Annotated in this window: 14 protein-coding genes and 1 tRNA gene; 4 read left to right on the forward strand and 11 right to left on the reverse strand. The window is 55.2% G+C overall.

What is annotated here, in order from left to right:
- Positions 1 to 218: 218 nt before the first annotated feature.
- Positions 219 to 3,080 (forward strand): ImpA family metalloprotease, encoded by a 2,862-nt coding sequence (locus tag QV747_RS11725; protein ID WP_273431329.1) that lies wholly within the window; start codon positions 219 to 221, stop codon positions 3,078 to 3,080.
- Between the two features lie 396 nt (positions 3,081 to 3,476).
- Here the strand turns inward: QV747_RS11725 and QV747_RS11730 are convergent, their stop codons facing one another.
- Positions 3,477 to 3,926, reverse strand: a complete 450-nt coding sequence (locus tag QV747_RS11730) for an HNH endonuclease (protein WP_273431328.1) — start codon at positions 3,924 to 3,926, stop codon at positions 3,477 to 3,479.
- A gap of 146 nt (positions 3,927 to 4,072) precedes the next feature.
- Here QV747_RS11730 and QV747_RS11735 point away from each other — a divergent pair, with 146 nt between their 5' ends.
- Positions 4,073 to 4,318 (forward strand): helix-turn-helix domain-containing protein, encoded by a 246-nt coding sequence (locus QV747_RS11735; protein WP_028450478.1) that lies wholly within the window; start codon positions 4,073 to 4,075, stop codon positions 4,316 to 4,318.
- A 1,290-nt stretch (positions 4,319 to 5,608) separates the two neighbouring features.
- On the forward strand, positions 5,609 to 6,253 hold the full coding sequence (locus QV747_RS11740; RefSeq protein ID WP_273431326.1) for a hypothetical protein: 645 nt from the start codon (positions 5,609 to 5,611) through the stop codon (positions 6,251 to 6,253).
- Between the two features lie 71 nt (positions 6,254 to 6,324).
- Here QV747_RS11740 and QV747_RS11745 read toward each other — a convergent pair whose 3' ends face one another.
- Complete coding sequence (locus QV747_RS11745; protein ID WP_273431324.1) at positions 6,325 to 7,692, reverse strand: site-specific integrase; 1,368 nt, start codon at positions 7,690 to 7,692, stop codon at positions 6,325 to 6,327.
- A 251-nt stretch (positions 7,693 to 7,943) separates the two neighbouring features.
- Positions 7,944 to 8,019 (reverse strand) — tRNA-Phe (locus QV747_RS11750).
- A 176-nt stretch (positions 8,020 to 8,195) separates the two neighbouring features.
- On the opposite strand from QV747_RS11750, the gene QV747_RS11755 reads away from it, so the two are divergent.
- Complete coding sequence (locus tag QV747_RS11755; RefSeq protein WP_273431322.1) at positions 8,196 to 8,675, forward strand: DUF456 domain-containing protein; 480 nt, start codon at positions 8,196 to 8,198, stop codon at positions 8,673 to 8,675.
- Between the two features lie 64 nt (positions 8,676 to 8,739).
- Here the strand turns inward: QV747_RS11755 and corA are convergent, their stop codons facing one another.
- The 8 genes from corA to QV747_RS11795 form a co-directional block, all read right to left on the reverse strand.
- Positions 8,740 to 9,867 carry a magnesium/cobalt transporter CorA gene (gene corA, locus QV747_RS11760; RefSeq protein ID WP_273431320.1) on the reverse strand — a complete coding sequence of 376 codons (1,128 nt, stop codon included), beginning with the start codon at positions 9,865 to 9,867 and terminating at the stop codon, positions 8,740 to 8,742.
- Complete coding sequence (gene ppx / locus QV747_RS11765) at positions 9,816 to 11,309, reverse strand: exopolyphosphatase (RefSeq protein ID WP_273431318.1); 1,494 nt, start codon at positions 11,307 to 11,309, stop codon at positions 9,816 to 9,818. Before ppx ends, corA begins: the two co-directional genes overlap by 52 nt.
- Positions 11,310 to 11,443: 134 nt before the next feature.
- The gene (phoU, locus tag QV747_RS11770; protein ID WP_028450294.1) at positions 11,444 to 12,151 is read right to left on the reverse strand and encodes a phosphate signaling complex protein PhoU; all 708 of its coding nucleotides are present in this window, start codon (positions 12,149 to 12,151) and stop codon (positions 11,444 to 11,446) included.
- Positions 12,152 to 12,266: 115 nt separating this feature from the next.
- Complete coding sequence (rpiA, locus tag QV747_RS11775; protein WP_028450295.1) at positions 12,267 to 12,923, reverse strand: ribose-5-phosphate isomerase RpiA; 657 nt, start codon at positions 12,921 to 12,923, stop codon at positions 12,267 to 12,269.
- Positions 12,924 to 13,118: 195 nt separating this feature from the next.
- Positions 13,119 to 13,718, reverse strand: a complete 600-nt coding sequence (locus QV747_RS11780) for a MarC family protein (protein WP_028450296.1) — start codon at positions 13,716 to 13,718, stop codon at positions 13,119 to 13,121.
- A gap of 44 nt (positions 13,719 to 13,762) precedes the next feature.
- Positions 13,763 to 14,815, reverse strand: a complete 1,053-nt coding sequence (locus QV747_RS11785; RefSeq protein WP_273431315.1) for a tetratricopeptide repeat protein — start codon at positions 14,813 to 14,815, stop codon at positions 13,763 to 13,765.
- Positions 14,815 to 16,107: a GGDEF domain-containing protein gene (locus tag QV747_RS11790; RefSeq protein ID WP_273431313.1), complete on the reverse strand. Its 1,293-nt coding sequence runs from the start codon at positions 16,105 to 16,107 to the stop codon at positions 14,815 to 14,817. Before QV747_RS11790 ends, QV747_RS11785 begins: the two co-directional genes overlap by 1 nt.
- A gap of 66 nt (positions 16,108 to 16,173) precedes the next feature.
- Positions 16,174 to 17,586 carry an FAD-dependent oxidoreductase gene (locus QV747_RS11795; RefSeq protein WP_273431311.1) on the reverse strand — a complete coding sequence of 471 codons (1,413 nt, stop codon included), beginning with the start codon at positions 17,584 to 17,586 and terminating at the stop codon, positions 16,174 to 16,176.
- Between the last annotated feature and the right edge of the window lie 105 nt (positions 17,587 to 17,691).

Here is a 17,691-nt window from a genome sequence, read left to right on the forward strand (position 1 = left end):
AAACGGTTTGTTCATTGTAGACCAGCTGTGTTTTCACACAGCCTCCGGCCTTAGCAGTCATTCATGTGTTAAACCACAGACTAGCTTTGATTGAGTCTCAATTTTTGTGAGGTAGTTCACTCTATTGCACTTACGATATCAGTTTGAATATTAGATTTTGCTAATTTCAATTAAAATTCGCTCTGCGCAAATGCATACGTCATAAGAGCTGATTTTTAATGAAAAAAACAATCCTAGCAATTTTGGTCTGTACCGCCGTTTTAGTCGCCTGCGGGGGGGGCGGCGGTTCAGAATCTCTCAATAACAGTGGCACCAACAAACCAAGTGGCGGCCAGTCCGGCAATACGTCTGCGCTCGATAAAGATCAGGAGCCCGGTTACGAGTCGCCAGATTTATCCCGACCTGCGGGTAGCAAACCTATTGGTACGATTACACGGCCGACCCAAGTCGTTAGCTTGTCAGACAGTGCTAAAACGGCACTCAATAGCGGCAACCCAAGTACGCTCAGTGACAAGGATGCGGGCGATTTGCTTGAATACGCCCGTGGTCTTGCGTGGACGCTCCGCGATCGGCAAACCCAAACCATTGCCAATATTTATGGCAACCCGGCCCCGGCACTGCAGCTCAATCATAGCAATGGCAGCCGACCGATTCTGGTGATCAAAAACTCACTTGCCACCCCGCTCATCAGCTCGGACAATGGCACCGGCATGGCTGCCGTCGCGCAAGTGGGCAATGGGCGGGCTCTGGCCTATGGCGCGGATTTAATCGCCATGCTGGCCGGGACCACGCAGGAACAGCAGCATCTGCCGTTTTTCAGCCGCGCCCTCAATTGGCTGCTCACTGGCAATGCCGATACCGCCCTGCCCAAAAGCCTGAATTTTGCTACAGCGAGCTACAACGGCAGCACCGTTAAAACCTTGCTGGCTCGCTTAGGCAGCAGCGCCAATGCGGTGAGCTGTGCCATTGAAGACCCTGCAAACACCTGCTGGAAATCGCTCGATCTGCTGGTATTTGGCCGCGAAACCACCGACAACCCTGCACTTGGCGCATTGATACGCACGTATCTTGAGGCAGGTAAACCTGTGATTTACATGCAGACCAATACCTACCCCAAGTACAGAATCTCAGACGGCGGCGAAAAAGTACTCAATGCCATGGGGATGAGCTCGGGCGATAATTTCAACGGGCATTATTTCTCTGCCGCCGAATCTTACTCGGTCAGTGCCACGCGCACCGCCAAAGAGGCACTGGCCACCGCCGATCAATTCGCACCGTTGCTCGCCTTGCTGGAGCTATTAAAGCGCAATGATCTGCAGCTTGAGCTGGCCAACTCATTTGCGCCCGATGAAATTGACAAGCAGCACGCCATCCTGAAAGCCCTTCAGGAAAACGGGAATAATATCTTTAACGAAAGCGATCGGGAGATTTACCGCAGTCTGGTGTTATGGGCCGACTGGTATCGCACCCAAATCAACTATGGCGGCACGCTCTCGGCCAGCGGCGATTCGGACGTCTTTTTACGCACGTATGCATCCGATTCGTGGTTATGGTTTAACCGCAGCAGCACCAGCATTCCACCCAATGGCGCGGGTGATTACATGCCCGCTGCCGCGGCCAATATTGCGGTCACGCGCGACTACGAAACCATTGAAGTCACCCTACCGCAAAGCAGCGGCATTACCCTGATTGGGCGCGCGGCAATTCCGGGTAAAGTGTTGAATATTCAGGTTCAAGACGCTGCCGGTAGCAGTAGCCTGAGCTTGCAAACCAATTATCTGCGGGTATCCGGCAAGCCGTTGACCGACAAGGTGTACGCGCGGCCACGTCGCCCGCATTCATTCCTCCTGCCACTTGCCATGGGCGGCGACAATACCTTTGTTTCCCCCTTTGGCGGCCCGCTAATGCTGGCGTATAGCGGCGCAACGCCGGGCAGCGTGGTCAAATTACGCATAAAAGGCAGCGCCAAATATGCGCATTTCGACTTTACCCGCAATCCATCGCAAGCCGAACTGGACGAAGCGACCGCTGCCGTAGCTCGTGCCGATTTTGGCTGGCAAACCGCCAAATTTACCGGCGGCGAAGTTCAGCAAACCATCGGCAACGCAAAAAAAGCGCTGGGCGACATGACGCCAGAGCAATATGTACTGGGTCGACTCAAACGTGTGTTGTTTGATAGCAATCACTTTGCCAATGGTTACGACAATATGCCGATGTCGGATCAGGCCAGTGCCTTGTGCACTGCGCTGGGCTGGACTTGCACCGGCGCCCTGCATAAACCACCCAGTGTGCAGCATTTTGTGGGCTGGATTGCCACCTGCGGCTTTATGTGTTCAGGCAACCCATCGGATGCCAACGCGCCCATTGAGGATGGCTGGGGCGCGGCGCATGAACTGGGCCACAACACCGTGCAACGGGTTATGACCATTGCCCCCAATGGCAATGGCTGTAAAACCGAATGCAATAACAACATCTTGGCATTTGCCACGATGATGCGCAAAGCGGTGATTTTGGGTCAGCCGGCGCAGAACAAAAATGACTATGTGCAGTTGTATCAAGCCATTGTCGACAACCGGAAAACCGGGCTCAGCGGTGAAGCGCAACGCGCAGATATGGAAGCCAGAACTTGGGCTAAGGGCGCAGAAAATCAGGCGCCGTTACGCGTAGTGCATTTCCAGATTGCCTTCCAGTACAGCAAACTTCGCATCGGTGAAACGCAGCCGAGCATGGAGCGCACGCTGGAATTTCTGCAGCTGTTAACCAAAGGTGATCGTCTAGTCGCAAAAGCATGGGATCCGGCCAATAAAGCCAAATACGGAATGGGTCGCTTCCCGGACAACAAGATCTCAAACGAAGATCTGTTCTATGTGCTGAGTTCACGCATCATCGGTTACGACATGCGCAAACATTTTGCCATGCTGGGTATTCCACTGAGCGACAATGCGCTGGGATCGATTGCAGATCTGAAGCTACCGCTGGCGCCACTGAGCTACTACGCGCTGGCCAGCGGTAAAACCGATTTGCTCAGCACCGGGCAATGGCTTGATCTGGAAACCGGCACCCCGGCGTTCCCGTTTTAACAACTAGGCCATACCGCTTTTAAAAGCGGCTGGTTTAGTGGCTTTGATTCAATCGCCCGGGGTCTCAGATCTCAGATCTCGGGCGGTGCTGTTGCACAAATGTGAATGCAGTAATTCCCAAAATTAGTATTGAGGCCTTCTGGAAAATACCAGTCCATGGAATATCGCTACTAAAATTCGTTATAGGCAAGCAAAATCTTACATGAACTGAAAATATTTCAGATTAAATGACTGAATCGCCTCGGATTTTCTGACCGATATCGTCCGCTTTGGCCGATAAGTCGATGCCGGCAAATACAAATTGAAAGGCCGTTAACCATTTGCTAGCGGCCCTTCACTTTGAGTAAATCGTAAAGTTCAAATCTTTTGCAAGCGTATTACTCGCGTTCATTTTTGCTAATACTCACCCTTTTTTGTCTTTGCCTTATATCTTTCCGCGATTTCAGCTGCTTCGACAGCGATGACGCGCGCAGCAGGGATTCTGCGAACCCCAGGACTCAACAGCGACTGCCCTTTATCACCTTCTTTTAGTGGTAGTGACCCGTAAGCGAGCCTGTCCCTAGCTACAAGGATTGATTTGCGATAAATATCTGCAGCTTCTAGAACAAATGGGGTTAGTACCGCTGCCGAGGCTAGAGCCTCCTCAAGTGCCGAAAGCGGGAGCCACAGATCACTTTTCATATTGTTGCACTCCTTGCAACTGGCAACTAAGTTATGCGGCTCATCTGTTCCGTCCTTTTCAATTGGGACAATGTGATCCACTAAACAAGCATCATGCCCGCAGTAAAAACACTTGTAAGCCCAACCGAACAGCACTGCAGCTCTAGTGGCAGCATCAACAGCCATCTTTCTAAATCCTTTTTCCTACCTAAAAAACGAATTGTATGGATACTTCACTAAAATGTCACTCATAGTGAGTGTCACCATAGAGCGTGTCCTTATTCAGTTCGTTTGATTAACCTTTCCGGCGTTCCAGCTCCGATCGCCGACCAATGACCTCTGTAGATAACCTAATCCTTTTCGGTAAACGACTTGCCATGCTGCGCAAAGAATTGGGCTGGTCCCAAGAGCGACTGGCCTTGGAAAGCGGCCTAGCGCGCAGTTATGTTGGGGGCATTGAGCGAGGGCAGCGCAATCCGTCGCTCGTCAATATCTGTCGATTAGCAGATACCTTGCAGCTACCTCCAGCGGAATTGCTGAAGTTTGAGCAGGTCGGCATAACGAAGGATGCCGAATAGACTGGTGAAAATGGACTGGTCTTTTGTGATGCCTACGAGCTGGTTGGGCTTGGCCTGCCTGTAAATTTCTTCTGCTCAGGTAAATAGCCACCCCGAAACCGGGGTGGCTGAGTGCTAGGCAGATGCCCAGCTGCACGACTGAAACATCGAGCAGAGTGATGCTCAGTCGGCTAATTACCCTCCATATTTTCGCCGGGTTAAAACCGGACACTTCTCGCTCATGTGACTGCCAAGTCACACTGTCGTACTCCACGCGGCCAGGCGCAGAATCCGGCTATCACTGCAAAGGGCTGCCAAGCCCAACCACACACTTTTTCAACCGCTGTCGGTTTTCGCTCGCTTCTCGCTTGGCTGATTAGGCCTCGAAAGTCGCTCAAGCGCTACTCACCCACTCTCCCCCTCTTGCGCCTACCCGGTGCCTACCGGATCACTGGCCGTCAGAGGTTCCCACGTTAGTTCAAGTAGTCTCACCACGATTTAAGGTTCTGTCATCTCAGAGATGGTGCATCGCATACGCTTACCCGTTGCCGGTTTCAGCCCACGATGTTCCATAGCTAGGCTTACCTGCGCCAACTCTTCATTGATGAATCACTCCCGCAGGAGCAGACCCAAGGTGATTACTCAGATGGGGGGCTCGCACCCCCACTTACAAGCTTCAGCTATCATAGACCCTCGCGTTATCAACGAGGTGCCAGGCAGTCCAGATTTCTCCTCGTGCCCCTGCCGTGTTTCCACGGCCTCATAAACCCGCTTGCTTAGTCCGCGTCATAGCCGTTCATTTCCAGCTATCTCACGGGCGGATTGGCTACCGCTCTCTACTTGAACAGGGTTTGTCCTAGTTACCTAGGCTCCCGTTTCCGTGTCGCCCAACTTCTCGGCATGGATTGAGTCGAATGGGGCATGCCTGCCCCAAGCGCTCGTTGCAGCCGCGCCAGCCAGTGTTACCCGGCACGCAGCTACGGCGGTTTGTTAACGCTTGGCGTGCGTTAACGTGGAGTTTCCCCCGGTGTGTGTTTGCAGTTGGCAGCCTGCGCCATAACTTCTTCAAATCAAAAAATCATGGCGCAAGCTGCCTTGCGTGCGAGCTAGCCAGACCCTCGTCTGGTTGCTTGCCCTTATAAATGCGTCTTTCCTGTCTGCGTATAGTGCATTTGGGTTGTGTGCTCGCAAAAATTGTGTCCTTCAAAGTCGGAACATCATTATGTCTCGCTGGCGCGAGACGAATCACACTGCATTCATGCGCCGTGCCGGCGCTATACAGAGCATCTTCTTCATTTTTGGAGCATGTTCATGCCTGCCGCTACACCCATTGCCACATCCAAAACTGCCGCGCTCTCGCGCGTACTCGATAGCCTGCCTAAGGGTTACACGCGGTATACCTACGGTACCGTGAAGGCCAGTAAAGCCGTTTCGCTGGCGAACAAATTTCACACGCGGTATGGCATTGGCTGCACGCCTGCACAGCGAATAACGCGCAAACAGTACGGCAAAGCCAATGCACTGCTGGTGATGTTCTGGCCTAATGATGCAGAGCACGTCGAGTGGCTGATGTTGTTTACAGCAGGTAGTGGCGCCGAGAGCGAGCACTTGCGTAATATCACCGATAAGCCGCGATTAAACTGGTTGGGGTATGAGCTAGTGCGGCATGCCGCTCGCGGCAAAACAGTGTGGACTTGGAAACGGCCTAAGGCGGAGATGGCAGAACATTTGGCGTTTTTGAAAGACGCATTGGTCAAGCATCACTTCGGTGTAGTCGCCGATGCGCTGACTCGCATTGCGAACCAACCCGGCTTTCATGGCGTGCGCGAACAATCGTGGTCGCTCTGCCAGTTTGCCAGACAGAATGGCTACCCCGGCGAATTGCCGTTTCTGTTTTACCTCCAGAAAGTCAGTCACGGCGATAAGCTACTCCTAACGGATGCTGATGAGGGTTGAAGCCAGCAGTTGGGACAAGAGGGCCGCCAGCAAACTAGAACGCGCCGTTTCCGGCGCGCCCTGGTTGCGTTTTATGCCGCTTTACCGAAATTAACGCTGATGACGTTATCGCTGTTGGGCGGTGCTGTCACTTCCACTTGGCTTGCCTGTTTGCGTTGGCGTGCCGAGTTCGAGTTTGATGCCGATGTATCCAGCACCTCGGGCTCAATGGCTTCTTGCAATGCCTGCTTATAGCCTGCTGGGGCCGAGCCCACATCAAGTTCTTCACCATGCAGTTTATTCACCACGTCATCGACTTTGAGATTGATATACCGCATCACCATGGCGATGGTTTTATGCCCGGTGATTTGCATAATGACCGGTAAGTCGCCTTTGAACTCCAGTGCGTAACGCGTCGCGGCCGTGTGGCGCAGGTCATGCAGATTCACGCCTTGAACGCCACATTGTTTCCGGCTGCTTGCCCAAGCCTTCTTGATGGCTTCGTACGTTGTTGGGAAAATGGGGTCATCGGGTGCATAGTTCCCTGCGCGTTCAGCGAGCATCTTTAGCACCGTCATAGCCCCAGGACCAAGCGGAACGCTACGCTTGCCGGTCTTGCTGTCCGGCAGCTCCAGAATTCGGCGTGTCCAGTTGACGCACCTCCAAGAGGCATAAGTCAGTGGCTCGCACGAGCGCATGCCAGTCTCCAACATCAGCCATACCAAGGGCACCGCATAAGGATTGCCGTACTCATGGAGCGCCGCAAACATCTTGCGGCATTCGTCGTTAGACAAAATGCGGTCTCGTTTGCTGTCGAGGCTGGGCGCAATGACATCGCTTGCTGGATTCACGCTGAGCGCGCGCCAGTTCCAGATTTTGCGCGCATAGCTGAATAGGCGGCGCAATTCGGCGCGTTCGTGGTCGATGGTCGCGGCGCCCTTCCCCTCAGTTTTCATCGCATCAATGAGCTGCTGGATATGATGCGAGGTTACATCCGACATATTCATGCTAGCGAGCGCTGCCCGCTGTCGTTGACTCGCTGAGGATTGCTCCTCCAGCTTGGCACGATGTGTTTTAAGGCTATTGGGAATAACGCGCTCAGTCTTGCCGACAAAGCTGACTTTCCAGTAAATGGTTGAGCCAGCGGCGACTGCCAGCTTTTCAAGGTGAATCGTGGGCAGCCCAAGCGGACGCAGATACCGATTGATACGATTGGCGTCTTTGTCTGCGCCTTTCAAACTCGGAAGTCTTTCCTTCGCGTACTGCATGAAGGCGCGACCTAAGCTAGTGCAAAATGGCCCCGAGCCGGAAGGCTGTGCCGGCTGCGTTGAGGCCTGCCGGATTTCAGCTTGGGCCTGATTGGCGGCGGCTTCCGTCGGAAAACCTGTACGGTAAATATCCTGACCTTTGAGCCGCAAGCGAAACGACCAGGTTTTACCCTCGCGATAGGCTTTAGCCATGGCACACCTCCGCCGCACGGCCGAGGGTAGCAATAGAGAAGGAAAGCATGAGCAACTCCAATTCAAGTGGAGTTGCGTATAGGGTAGGACTGACTCGATAAAGCGTTAAACGGCGGCATCATGAATAACTTTCATGAATCAACCGCATTCAAACGCATTGAACCGCAGTGGTCACCAAGGGCGACTGACAGAAAAACGTCAGAAAAAGCAAAAAGCCGCATCCGAGGATGCGGCTAAGTGCTTGTATTCGTTGGTGGCCAATCGCGGAATCGAACCACGGACACGCGGATTTTCAATCCGCTGCTCTACCAACTGAGCTAATTGGCCACTTTTCTACGCAGCTTGCTGCGAGAAGCGGAATTAAACACTAGCTACGCCCTAGCGTCAAACCTTTTTGGCGCTTAATTATTTAGAGTATTGTTTTGGCAGTGCTTTTAATTGCGAACCAAGCCGCGCTTTGGTGGTCGTATTGAAGACATTCAACCAATAATGGATCAGCGCATATGGAATTACTTTGGTGGGGTATTGCGCTCGGCTGCATGCTGCTGGGCTTGGCTGGGATTATTTTGCCGCTATTGCCCTCAACGCCGCTGATCTTTGCCGGCATGCTGATTTTAGCTTGGCATGGCGATTTTCAACTAGTGGGCGGCTGGACGCTGGCCGTACTAGCTGGGCTAATGCTGATCGCCAGCGCGCTGGATTACTTGGCCGGCGCACTGGGAGCCAAAATGGCCGGCGCCAGCCGCAGTGCCATGCTGGGCGCTACCATTGGCGCAGTCCTCGGGGTTTTTGCTGGCCCAATCGGGCTGATTTTCGGGCCGTTAGTAGGTGCGACGGCAGGTGAACTCTATGCTGGCCGGGCGGCTTGGCAAGCCGGCAAGGTGGGGATCGCCAGCTGGCTAGGCACCATGCTGGGCAATTTGGCCAAATTACTGCTGGCTTTGCTGATGCTCGGGATTTTTTGGGCGGCATACTTTATCTAGCCGCAAACAATTTTAAGAGGTATCGCTTGACACCCCTTAAATAGAAAGACTTAAACAGCCATACCTACCTGAAGTATTCGCGCGAAATCCAGCGCCTAGCCCAAAAGAAGCCCCCTAAGCCGATCCCCAGCACCGCCATCAGCGCTAGCACCGCCCAATAGCCATAACGCCACTTCAGCTCGGGCATGTACTCAAAATTCATCCCGTATATGCCGGCAATCAGCGTGAGCGGGCTGAAAATAATGGTAAACACGGTCAGCGTGCGCATTTGCGCATTCATCTGCTGCGACTGCAACGCCAGATAGCTATCCTGCAGGCCAGAAATCACCTCGCGCAGCGCCTCCACACTCTCGATCAGCTGCACCGTATGGTCGTACACATCACGCAAATACAGCTGCGTTTCGTCGTGGAAGAAGTCAGCCTCATCCCGCTGCAGGATATTAATCACCTCGCGCAACGGCCACAGCCCACGCTTTAGCGCCTGCAGCGAGCGCCGATGCTGCTGGATTTCCTGCATTTGCCGCGGATGTAGCCCCTCGTTGATCTCGTCTTCCAGCTCATCGATCCGCTCGCCCAGCTGCTCCAGCACGGCAAAATATCGGTCAACGAGCTTGTCCAGTAGCGCATAGACCAGATAATCAGCGCCAAATTTACGCACTTGCGACTCGGTATTGCGCAATAACTCACGAATTGCGGTAAAGGTGCCGGTGGGTTTTTCCTGAAAGGTGAGCACAAAATCACGCCCCAGTACGATGCTGATCTGTTCGGAGCAAATCAGGTCATCTTCATCCAGCGCCACCATGCGCGCGGTGATATACAAATACCCCGGGTATTGCTCGACCTTGGGCCGCTGCTGGGTATTGAGGATATCTTCCAGCACCAAGGGGTGCAGCCGGAAACGTTGGCCAATAAGCTGCAGCAGCGACACATCCTGCAAGCCATGTAGATTCAGCCAGAAGGTGTCATAGGTCGGCTTAAATTCACGCCCTTGCTCAAGACTAGTGAACTGAGTGGTCAGAAATTCGCTGTCTTGTCGGCCATATTCGATCAGGGTGGCCAAAGTCGGCTGTGCCTCTTGCTGGCCCACATATTGCAATGTACCGGGCGCAGCGCCGGCTTTACTGGCCTTTAGGGTGGCTTTTAATCGCCGGCGATGGTGTGCAGTGACAGGGTCACGCCGATGTTTTCCCATGCCATTTTTTCCTCATTCAGTGCCAGCGCCGTGAGGGGGTGGGCTAGCAACCACTCTTCATCAATGGTCAAGGTGTATGACTCGTTTTGCCGCAGCAATTCGAGCGTCGGTAGCACTTCATCCAGCCGCGAGCGATACATAATCACCGCCAGCCGCAGAGCCAGGATTGCATCCCAATCGGCCTGGGTCAGCGATTCACCATCGAGCTTGGTCAGCCGGCCGGCATGGGCCAGCACCAAGCGCGATAACCACAACTGCTCGCGGCGCGAAAAGCCCGGCATATCGGCATGCTGCAAAATATACGCCGAATGCTTGTGATAGCTGGCATGGGCAATCGAGCGCCCCACTTCATGCAGATTGGCGGCCATATGCAAATGCCGGGCCAGAATGGCATCGGCCGGCACCGCTTCGCCTCGCAATGATTCAAACAACTGCATGGCCAGCGCCGCAACCCGGTTGGCCTGCTCGCCATCGGCGTGATAGCGCCGCTGGAAAAAATCCACGGTGCGATTGCGCACATCATATTGGGTTTGCCGCTGCATCAAGTCATACAGCACGCCATCACGCAGCGCGCCGTAGGTGATATTCATGCGCTCGATGCCGAGCATATCAAAAGCCGCCTGCATAATGGCAAAGCCGCCGGCCAGCACCGGGCGCCGATCATCGCGCACGCCATTGAGCTGAATGCGATCGATATGGCCCGCTTCCAGCATCAGCTGCCGTAGCTGCGCCATCCCCACTCGAGTGATACCCAGGGGGGACATATCGTTCAACTCAAGGATATCCGCCAGCGAGCGGGCAGTACCCGAGGTGCCAATCGCGCGCTGCCATTCGCTGGTATGAAAATCGGGCACCAGCGGCAGAAACGCCCCACGGGCGGCCAGCTCGGCAGCTTCGAGCCGCTCGCGGGTAATCACGCCATCGGGAAAATAGCGCATGCTCCAACCCACGCAGCCCAGCTGCAGGCTTTCGGTGCGAAAGGATTTGTATTGGCTGCCGATAATCAGCTCGGTCGAGCCGCCGCCGATATCCACCACCAGCCGGCGTTCACGAGTGCTGGGTAGGCTATGCGCGGCGCCGAGATAAATCAGCCGCGCTTCTTCACGGCCGGCGATAATTTCAATCGGGTAGCCCAGCGCGGCTTCCGCCGCGGGGACAAACTGGGCGGCATTGCGCGCCACGCGGAAAGTGTTGGTGGCTACGGCCCGCACACATTGCGGCGGCAGGCCTTCCAGACGCTCGCCAAAGCGGGTGAGCGCGGCAATCAGCTCGGCGATTGCCTCTTCACTTAGGCAGCCATGGGCATCGAGACCCGCGCCAAGGCGGACGGTTTCTTTCAGGGAATCCAGCGGAAATAGCGAGCCCTCGACCACCCGGGCCACTTGCAGGCGAAAACTGTTCGAGCCTAGATCAACAGCAGCGATGATCGTATTGTCGCTCATCCGGCGGGTACTCCATGCACTGTAAGGTCGCGTTCAATAAGTGCGTCAATGTACCGTAACTCGGACAAAAAACCTATGAAAAAATGGGGCAATACAATTACCCCATTTTTTGTTAGCACCCGCCGTACCTCGGCTTAGCTCTTGGCGATTTCTTCCACTTCGGCCAGCGGTTTGTGGCGCACGTCGCGGCCTTTCACCAGATAGACCACGTGCTCGGCAATGCTCACCGCCAGATCACCAATACGCTCGGTGGCTTTGGCGATCCACAGGATATCCAGCGTCAGCGAAATCGAGCGTGGATCTTCCATCATCACGGTAATCAGTTGGCGCTGCAGGGCGCGGTATTCCTGATCCAGCTGATTATCCGCGCCAATCACGTCGGCAGCTGAACCCGCATCCAGACGCGCAAACGCATCCAGCGCGCGCGTCAGCATTTCCAGTGCCTGATTAGCGATGTGGTTTACATCGCTGAATTTGGGCACTTGCATCTTGCCACTTTCGAAGATGTTTTTCGCGCGCAGACAGATTTTGTGCGCTTTGTCGCCGATGCTTTCGAGGTCTTCAACCGATTTAATCACGGTCATCACCAGACGCAGATCAGAAGCCGCAGGCTGGCGGCGGGCGATCATGTGTACACACATATCGTCCAGCTCAACGTGCATGGCGTTAACTTTGGTTTCTTGCTCGATCACTTGGTTGATGACGGCCAGATCACCCGTCGCCAATGCGCGCATCGACAGGCGGACCTGCTCCTCAACCAGACCGGCCATCGCCATTACATGCGAGCGAATAGCATTCAGGTCCGCATCGAATTGCGAGGAAATATGTTGAGATTCAGCCATCCGCATTACTCCAAATTAGTTGATCAGCGCACCATAACAGCAATTCGTTACAGAATTGTTGCATCTCTTGCCGCGTTGCCACGGCAAGTTCGCTTCATTTTACTGCTTGTGGGCTTTACTTGATGGTTTTCACGCCATTCGCGGTACCCAGCAGCAACACATCGGCGCGGCGTTGGGCAAAAATCCCGTTCGTGACCACCCCCACAATCTGGTTCAGCTTGCCTTCCAGCTCGCTCGCCTGCGTGATCTTCAGACCATGCACATCCAGAATAATATTGCCGTTATCGGTCACTACGCCTTCACGGTAAGCCGGATGACCACCCAGTTTCACAATCTCACGCGCGACGTGTGAGCGCGCCATCGGGATGACTTCTACCGGCAGCGGGAAAGTACCCAGTACATCCACCAGCTTGGATTCATCCGCGATACAAATAAACTGCTCGGCCACGGCAGCGACGATTTTCTCGCGCGTCAGTGCGGCGCCGCCACCTTTGATCATTTGCAGCTGATGGTTGATTTCATCAGCGCCATCCACATACACCGGCAGCTGATCGATGGTGTTGAGGTCATACACCGGAATGCCGTGCGATTTCAGGCGCGCTACGCTGGCTTCGGATGAAGAAACGGCGCCTTTGATGCGACCTTTGATGCCGGCCAGCGCATCAATAAAATAGTTGGCGGTAGAGCCGGTGCCCACCCCCACAATGCAATCATCCGGGACATAGGCGATCGCCGCGCGACCAACCGCTTCTTTCAATTCATTCTGAGTCATGGCAGCTCCTAGGCAGAGGGCAGATTATAGCGTGCAGACCAGCAGGATACATGGTTGCCCGCACCGCCGTATTGTCCGCCAAGCCGGCCGTGGCCATTTTGCCGCGCATCAAGAAGCACACGAATGCAGCCCAGCAATACCCAGGCAGGTATCAAGCCCTAGGCAAATAAAACCAAGGCACTCAACGCCATACTCTTAAAGGGTCGCCAAATAGGCGCGAATCCCATCCAGCAACATCTGCACGGCAATCGCGGTGAGGATCAAGCCCATTAACCGCTCAAAAGCCGTCGTTACCCGTTCGCCCAACACCAGCGAGATTTTCTCGGCAAAGGCCAGCGTTAGGGCGCACACCAGCATGGTCAGCGCCAGCGCCGCCACCCACACCCAAAAACGCCCCGGGTCGCGCGATACCAGCAGCAATACCGTAGCCAAGGCCGAAGGCCCCGCTAGCAGCGGAATCGCCAGCGGCACAATATACGGCTCGCCCCCCTGCTGATCGCCAAACACGCCTTCCGGGTGCGGGAACACCATGCGCAGGGCAATTAAGAACAGAATCACCCCACCGGCGATACCCAAAGACGTTTGCGACAGGTGCATTACTTCCAGAAACTGCCGGCCAAACACCATAAACAGCAGCAGCACGATAAACGCGACGCTCACTTCGCGGATAATCATCCGCCAGCGCCGCTCGCGCGGCACTTGCTTGAGTAGGGATACAAACAGCGGAATGCCGCCCAGCGGGTCGGTCACCAGCAGCAGCAGAATAAAAGCAGAGAGAAAAGTTGGGCTATCCATGCCGACAGTCTAATCAGCGCGGCATGACAGTCCAATACGGGATATCAGCCAGCCACTTGGGCCTCTAGCCAGCGGATGCGGCTTTGCGCTTGCCTTGCCTGAATTTGCCGCAGATACGCTGGCGAGATGTTGGCTGCCGCGCTTTGCTGCGGCGCGAGCAGAACAGCGTAATACGGCAAGGCCGCCTCATGCTGGTCTTGCTGCTTATACCAACCAACCAAACCCGTGGCGCAGCGCTGCATCAGTGCCTGCAGCTGTGCGCCGCTGGCCAGACCAAAGGCGTTGCTCAGGGTTTCACCCGCGCTAGGGTCATCCAGCAGCAAAAGTAGCTCGCCCAAGGCGGTGAGTGCATGCGCTTTGCCCCACAGATTGTCATTGCGATCGCTGAGCATATAGGCCGTTTCGAGCTCAGCGCGAGCTTGCGCATAGTGTTGTTGCCGTGTGTGAACGAGGCCGCGGTAATACACTACTTCGGCCGACCAGATGGCATTGGTGACGGTACTTTGCAGCAGTTTTTCTGCCTCGGCGATGCATTGCAGGGTGTAGTTATAGCGGCCCAAGCGGTAGGCATCGCTAGCCACATTCAACAGCGCCTCACCTTTGCGCTGATCATCGTTTAACAGCCGCGCCAGCTCTAGTGCCAGCTCGTTAAAAGCCAATGCCGAGGGTATATCGTTGAAACCTATGTAAACCTGCCCAACTCCGAGATATACCCTACAGATCAAGCCCCGATCACTGAGTTTGCGCGCCAGCTGCAGAGCATTCGACCATTGGTCTAAGGCTTTCTGCGGCTCCCCCGCCAAGAGATATGACATCCCCAGCAAAATACTGGCGTCACATTCTTCGGCGGCCATGCCCAGCTGGCGAAAGCCCTCCATGCCGGCGGCAAAAGCCATCTGCGCCTTAGCATGCTCGCTAATATGCTGCCAGGCATGGCCCTGAATCAGGCAGGCAATCGCGGCCAACTCAGGCTGGCCTTCGGTGCTTTGCATTAACTGCAGCGCGATATAGGTTGAAGGCGGCCGTCCGCAAGCCGAATCCTGCAAAATGGTTTGCAGCTCTAGTTTTTGCTGAGCGTATTCGTGCGCAGCTTGCATCAGACTTCTCCATCCCAGCAAATCTGGTTGCGCTGTTCGCGCTGCGCCAAAAACAGCGCCAGATTCGCGCGTAGCTGCAAAATATCGCGCGCTTCACCCCGCTGATGAAACGCCGCCCCAGCGCTCAGATGCAAAGGCTCGGGCAGGTAGAGCATATCCAGCGCTTGCACCGCGCTTTGCAGCCGGGCATAAAATTGTTCGATTGCCGTGCGGCCGGCATTGGCGGCCAAAAGATCAAATGCCCCAGCCCCACTGGCGACCAAGATCCAGTCGGCCGGGCAGGCTTCTTGCGCCACCCGCGCCACCTGGTGGTAACACACCAGCGCATTGTCTTTGCCGAGTACCTCGCTAATGCTGGCAAAGAGATCAATCCCCAGACTCACATGGCAAAGCATGCCGCCCTCTTCCACCGCGGCATGCAGATCATGCCAGCGCATTGCCAGATACCGCGGGTTATACAGGCCGGTAATTTCATCGCGAAAACCTGAGGCTTCAAGCTGCTGCACTTGCTGATGCTGTACCGCGTTTTTCTCGCGCAAGAGCTCGATTTCGATTTCGCTGGTCATCTGCCGCAGCTTATATTCCACCAGCGATAGTCGGCGTGGTTTGGCTGGCGTGGGTTTACTCACCGGGCAGGCCAGTGCACGCTCAAAGTGCTGCACTGCCTCTTTCCGCTGGCCCAATCGCTCACACGCTTGCCCAAGCAGCAACCACATTTCGCGCTGCGCCTGCTGCCCCAGCAGGGCCACATGGCCACTAGCGCGGGCGATTACCTGCTGCAATCGCACCGCGCTCACCTGCCCATCCCGCCCATATAGCTGCAATAAATGCAGCCCGGCCACGGCCACGGCCAGTGGATCGGTATCTAGCGCCTGCATGGCGGCCTCCAAGCTTTGCTCGGCGCCTCTATCGTCCGCCAGGCCCAACTGCAATTCGGCGTACTGCATCAGTAATTCACCATCCTGCGCCCATTCGGCCGTCGGTGGTTGGGCGTAGTGCTGGGCGAGTTTGGGCTCACGCTGGGCCAGCAAATCCAGCCCCAGCTGAATGCGGGCATGAGCTAGCCAGTAAGGGGTGGCGAGTTGTTCCTGCAAGAGCTGATGGTGAATCAACAACGCCTGCGCGGACTGACCAGCCCGACGCAAGGCAGCGCCCAGCCAGCACCAAAACGGCGCTTCGTCTGCTGGCGCGCTGACGCTATTAAGGCCACGCAGCCAGACCCGCACGGCGCTATTGAGCTGATCTTGGCGGAAAAACTGCAGACCCTGCTGCAGGCTTTGCTGTACTGTCACTGCCCTATCCCGAAAAATGGCCGTAAAAAAACCCCGCGAGCGGGGTTTTGACGGTTGCTGCTTGGCTTACCACTCGCCCAGATAGGCAAGTATACCCTCAGCAGCGTTACGGCCTTCATAAATCGCACGCACCACGAGATCGGCACCACGCACCTGATCGCCGCCGGCGAAGATTTTCGGATTGCTGGTCTGGTGTTTGAACGCTTGCTGCTCCGGCGCCACGGTGCGGCCCCAGTCATCGGTCTTCACGTTTTGCGCGGCAAACCAGCTTTCAGCTTCGGCTTGGAAACCAAAGGCGACGATCACGTGATCACAATTGATCACACGCTCAGAACCTGTCACCAGCTCAGGACGACGACGGCCTTTCTCATCCGGCGCACCCAGTTGGGTTGAAACCAGAGTCAGCGCCAGACTGCCATCGGCGTTTTGCTCGATTTTCACTGGCTGGCTATTCCACTGGAATTCCACGCCTTCTTCTTTGGCATTGGCCACTTCGCGCTTCGAGCCCGGCATGTTTTCTTCGTCACGACGGTAAGCACAGATCACGCTGGCGGCGCCCTGGCGAATTGAAGTGCGGTTACAGTCCATCGCGGTATCGCCACCGCCCAGCACTACCACGCGCTTGCCTTGCATCGACTGGAACGCTTCGCCATCCAGAGTACCCATGGTGTTGCGCACGTTGTTGATCAGGAATGGCAGTGCTTCCAGTACGCCTGGCAGGCTTTCACCGTCAAAGCCGCCTTTCATGTATTTGTAGGCGCCCATGCCCATAAATACCGCATCGTAGTTGGCCAGCAACTCGTCGATGGTTACATCGGTACCGATTTCGGTTTTCAGGCGGAATTCAACGCCCATCGCTTCCATGATTTTGCGACGGGTTACGATGACTTCTTTTTCTAGCTTGAATTCAGGAATACCGAACGTCAACAGACCACCGATTTCTTCGTAGCGATCAAATACGACAGGTTGTACGCCATTGCGAACCAGCACATCAGCACATGCCAAACCGGCTGGGCCCGCACCAATGACAGCGACTTTCTTGTCAGTTTTAATCACGCTCGACATATCAGGGCGCCAGCCGGCTTTGAAGGCTTCGTCGGTAATGTATTTTTCCACCGAGCCAATCGACACCGCACCAAAACCACCCTGGTTCAGCGTACACGCACCTTCGCACAGGCGATCTTGCGGGCAGACGCGGCCGGTAATTTCTGGCAGCGAGTTGGTTTTGTGGCTCAGCTCAGCCGCTTCAAACAGCTTGCCTTCATCCACCAGTTGCAGCCAGTGGGGAATGTGGTTGTGCACCGGGCACTCCCACGAGCAGTACGGGTTACCACAGGACAGACAGCGGCCAGCCTGCTCGCCCGCCGCGCTTTTATCCAGCGGGCTGTAGATTTCTTTGAAAATGAATTTGCGCTTTTCCACCGCCACTTTTTCGCCGGGGTTGCGCGCTACATTCAGAAACTGAAACACATCAGACATGGGTATAAACCTCAATGCAAGGTAGATCATGCGTTAGCGGGCAATACCCCACAGACCTACCTTTGAACTCGTCTGGTGCAGCACCCTTGCGCTGCACCGCACACA

Source organism: uncultured Chitinibacter sp. (assembly GCF_945957625.1).
Lineage (GTDB): Bacteria > Pseudomonadota > Gammaproteobacteria > Burkholderiales > Chitinibacteraceae > Chitinibacter > Chitinibacter tainanensis.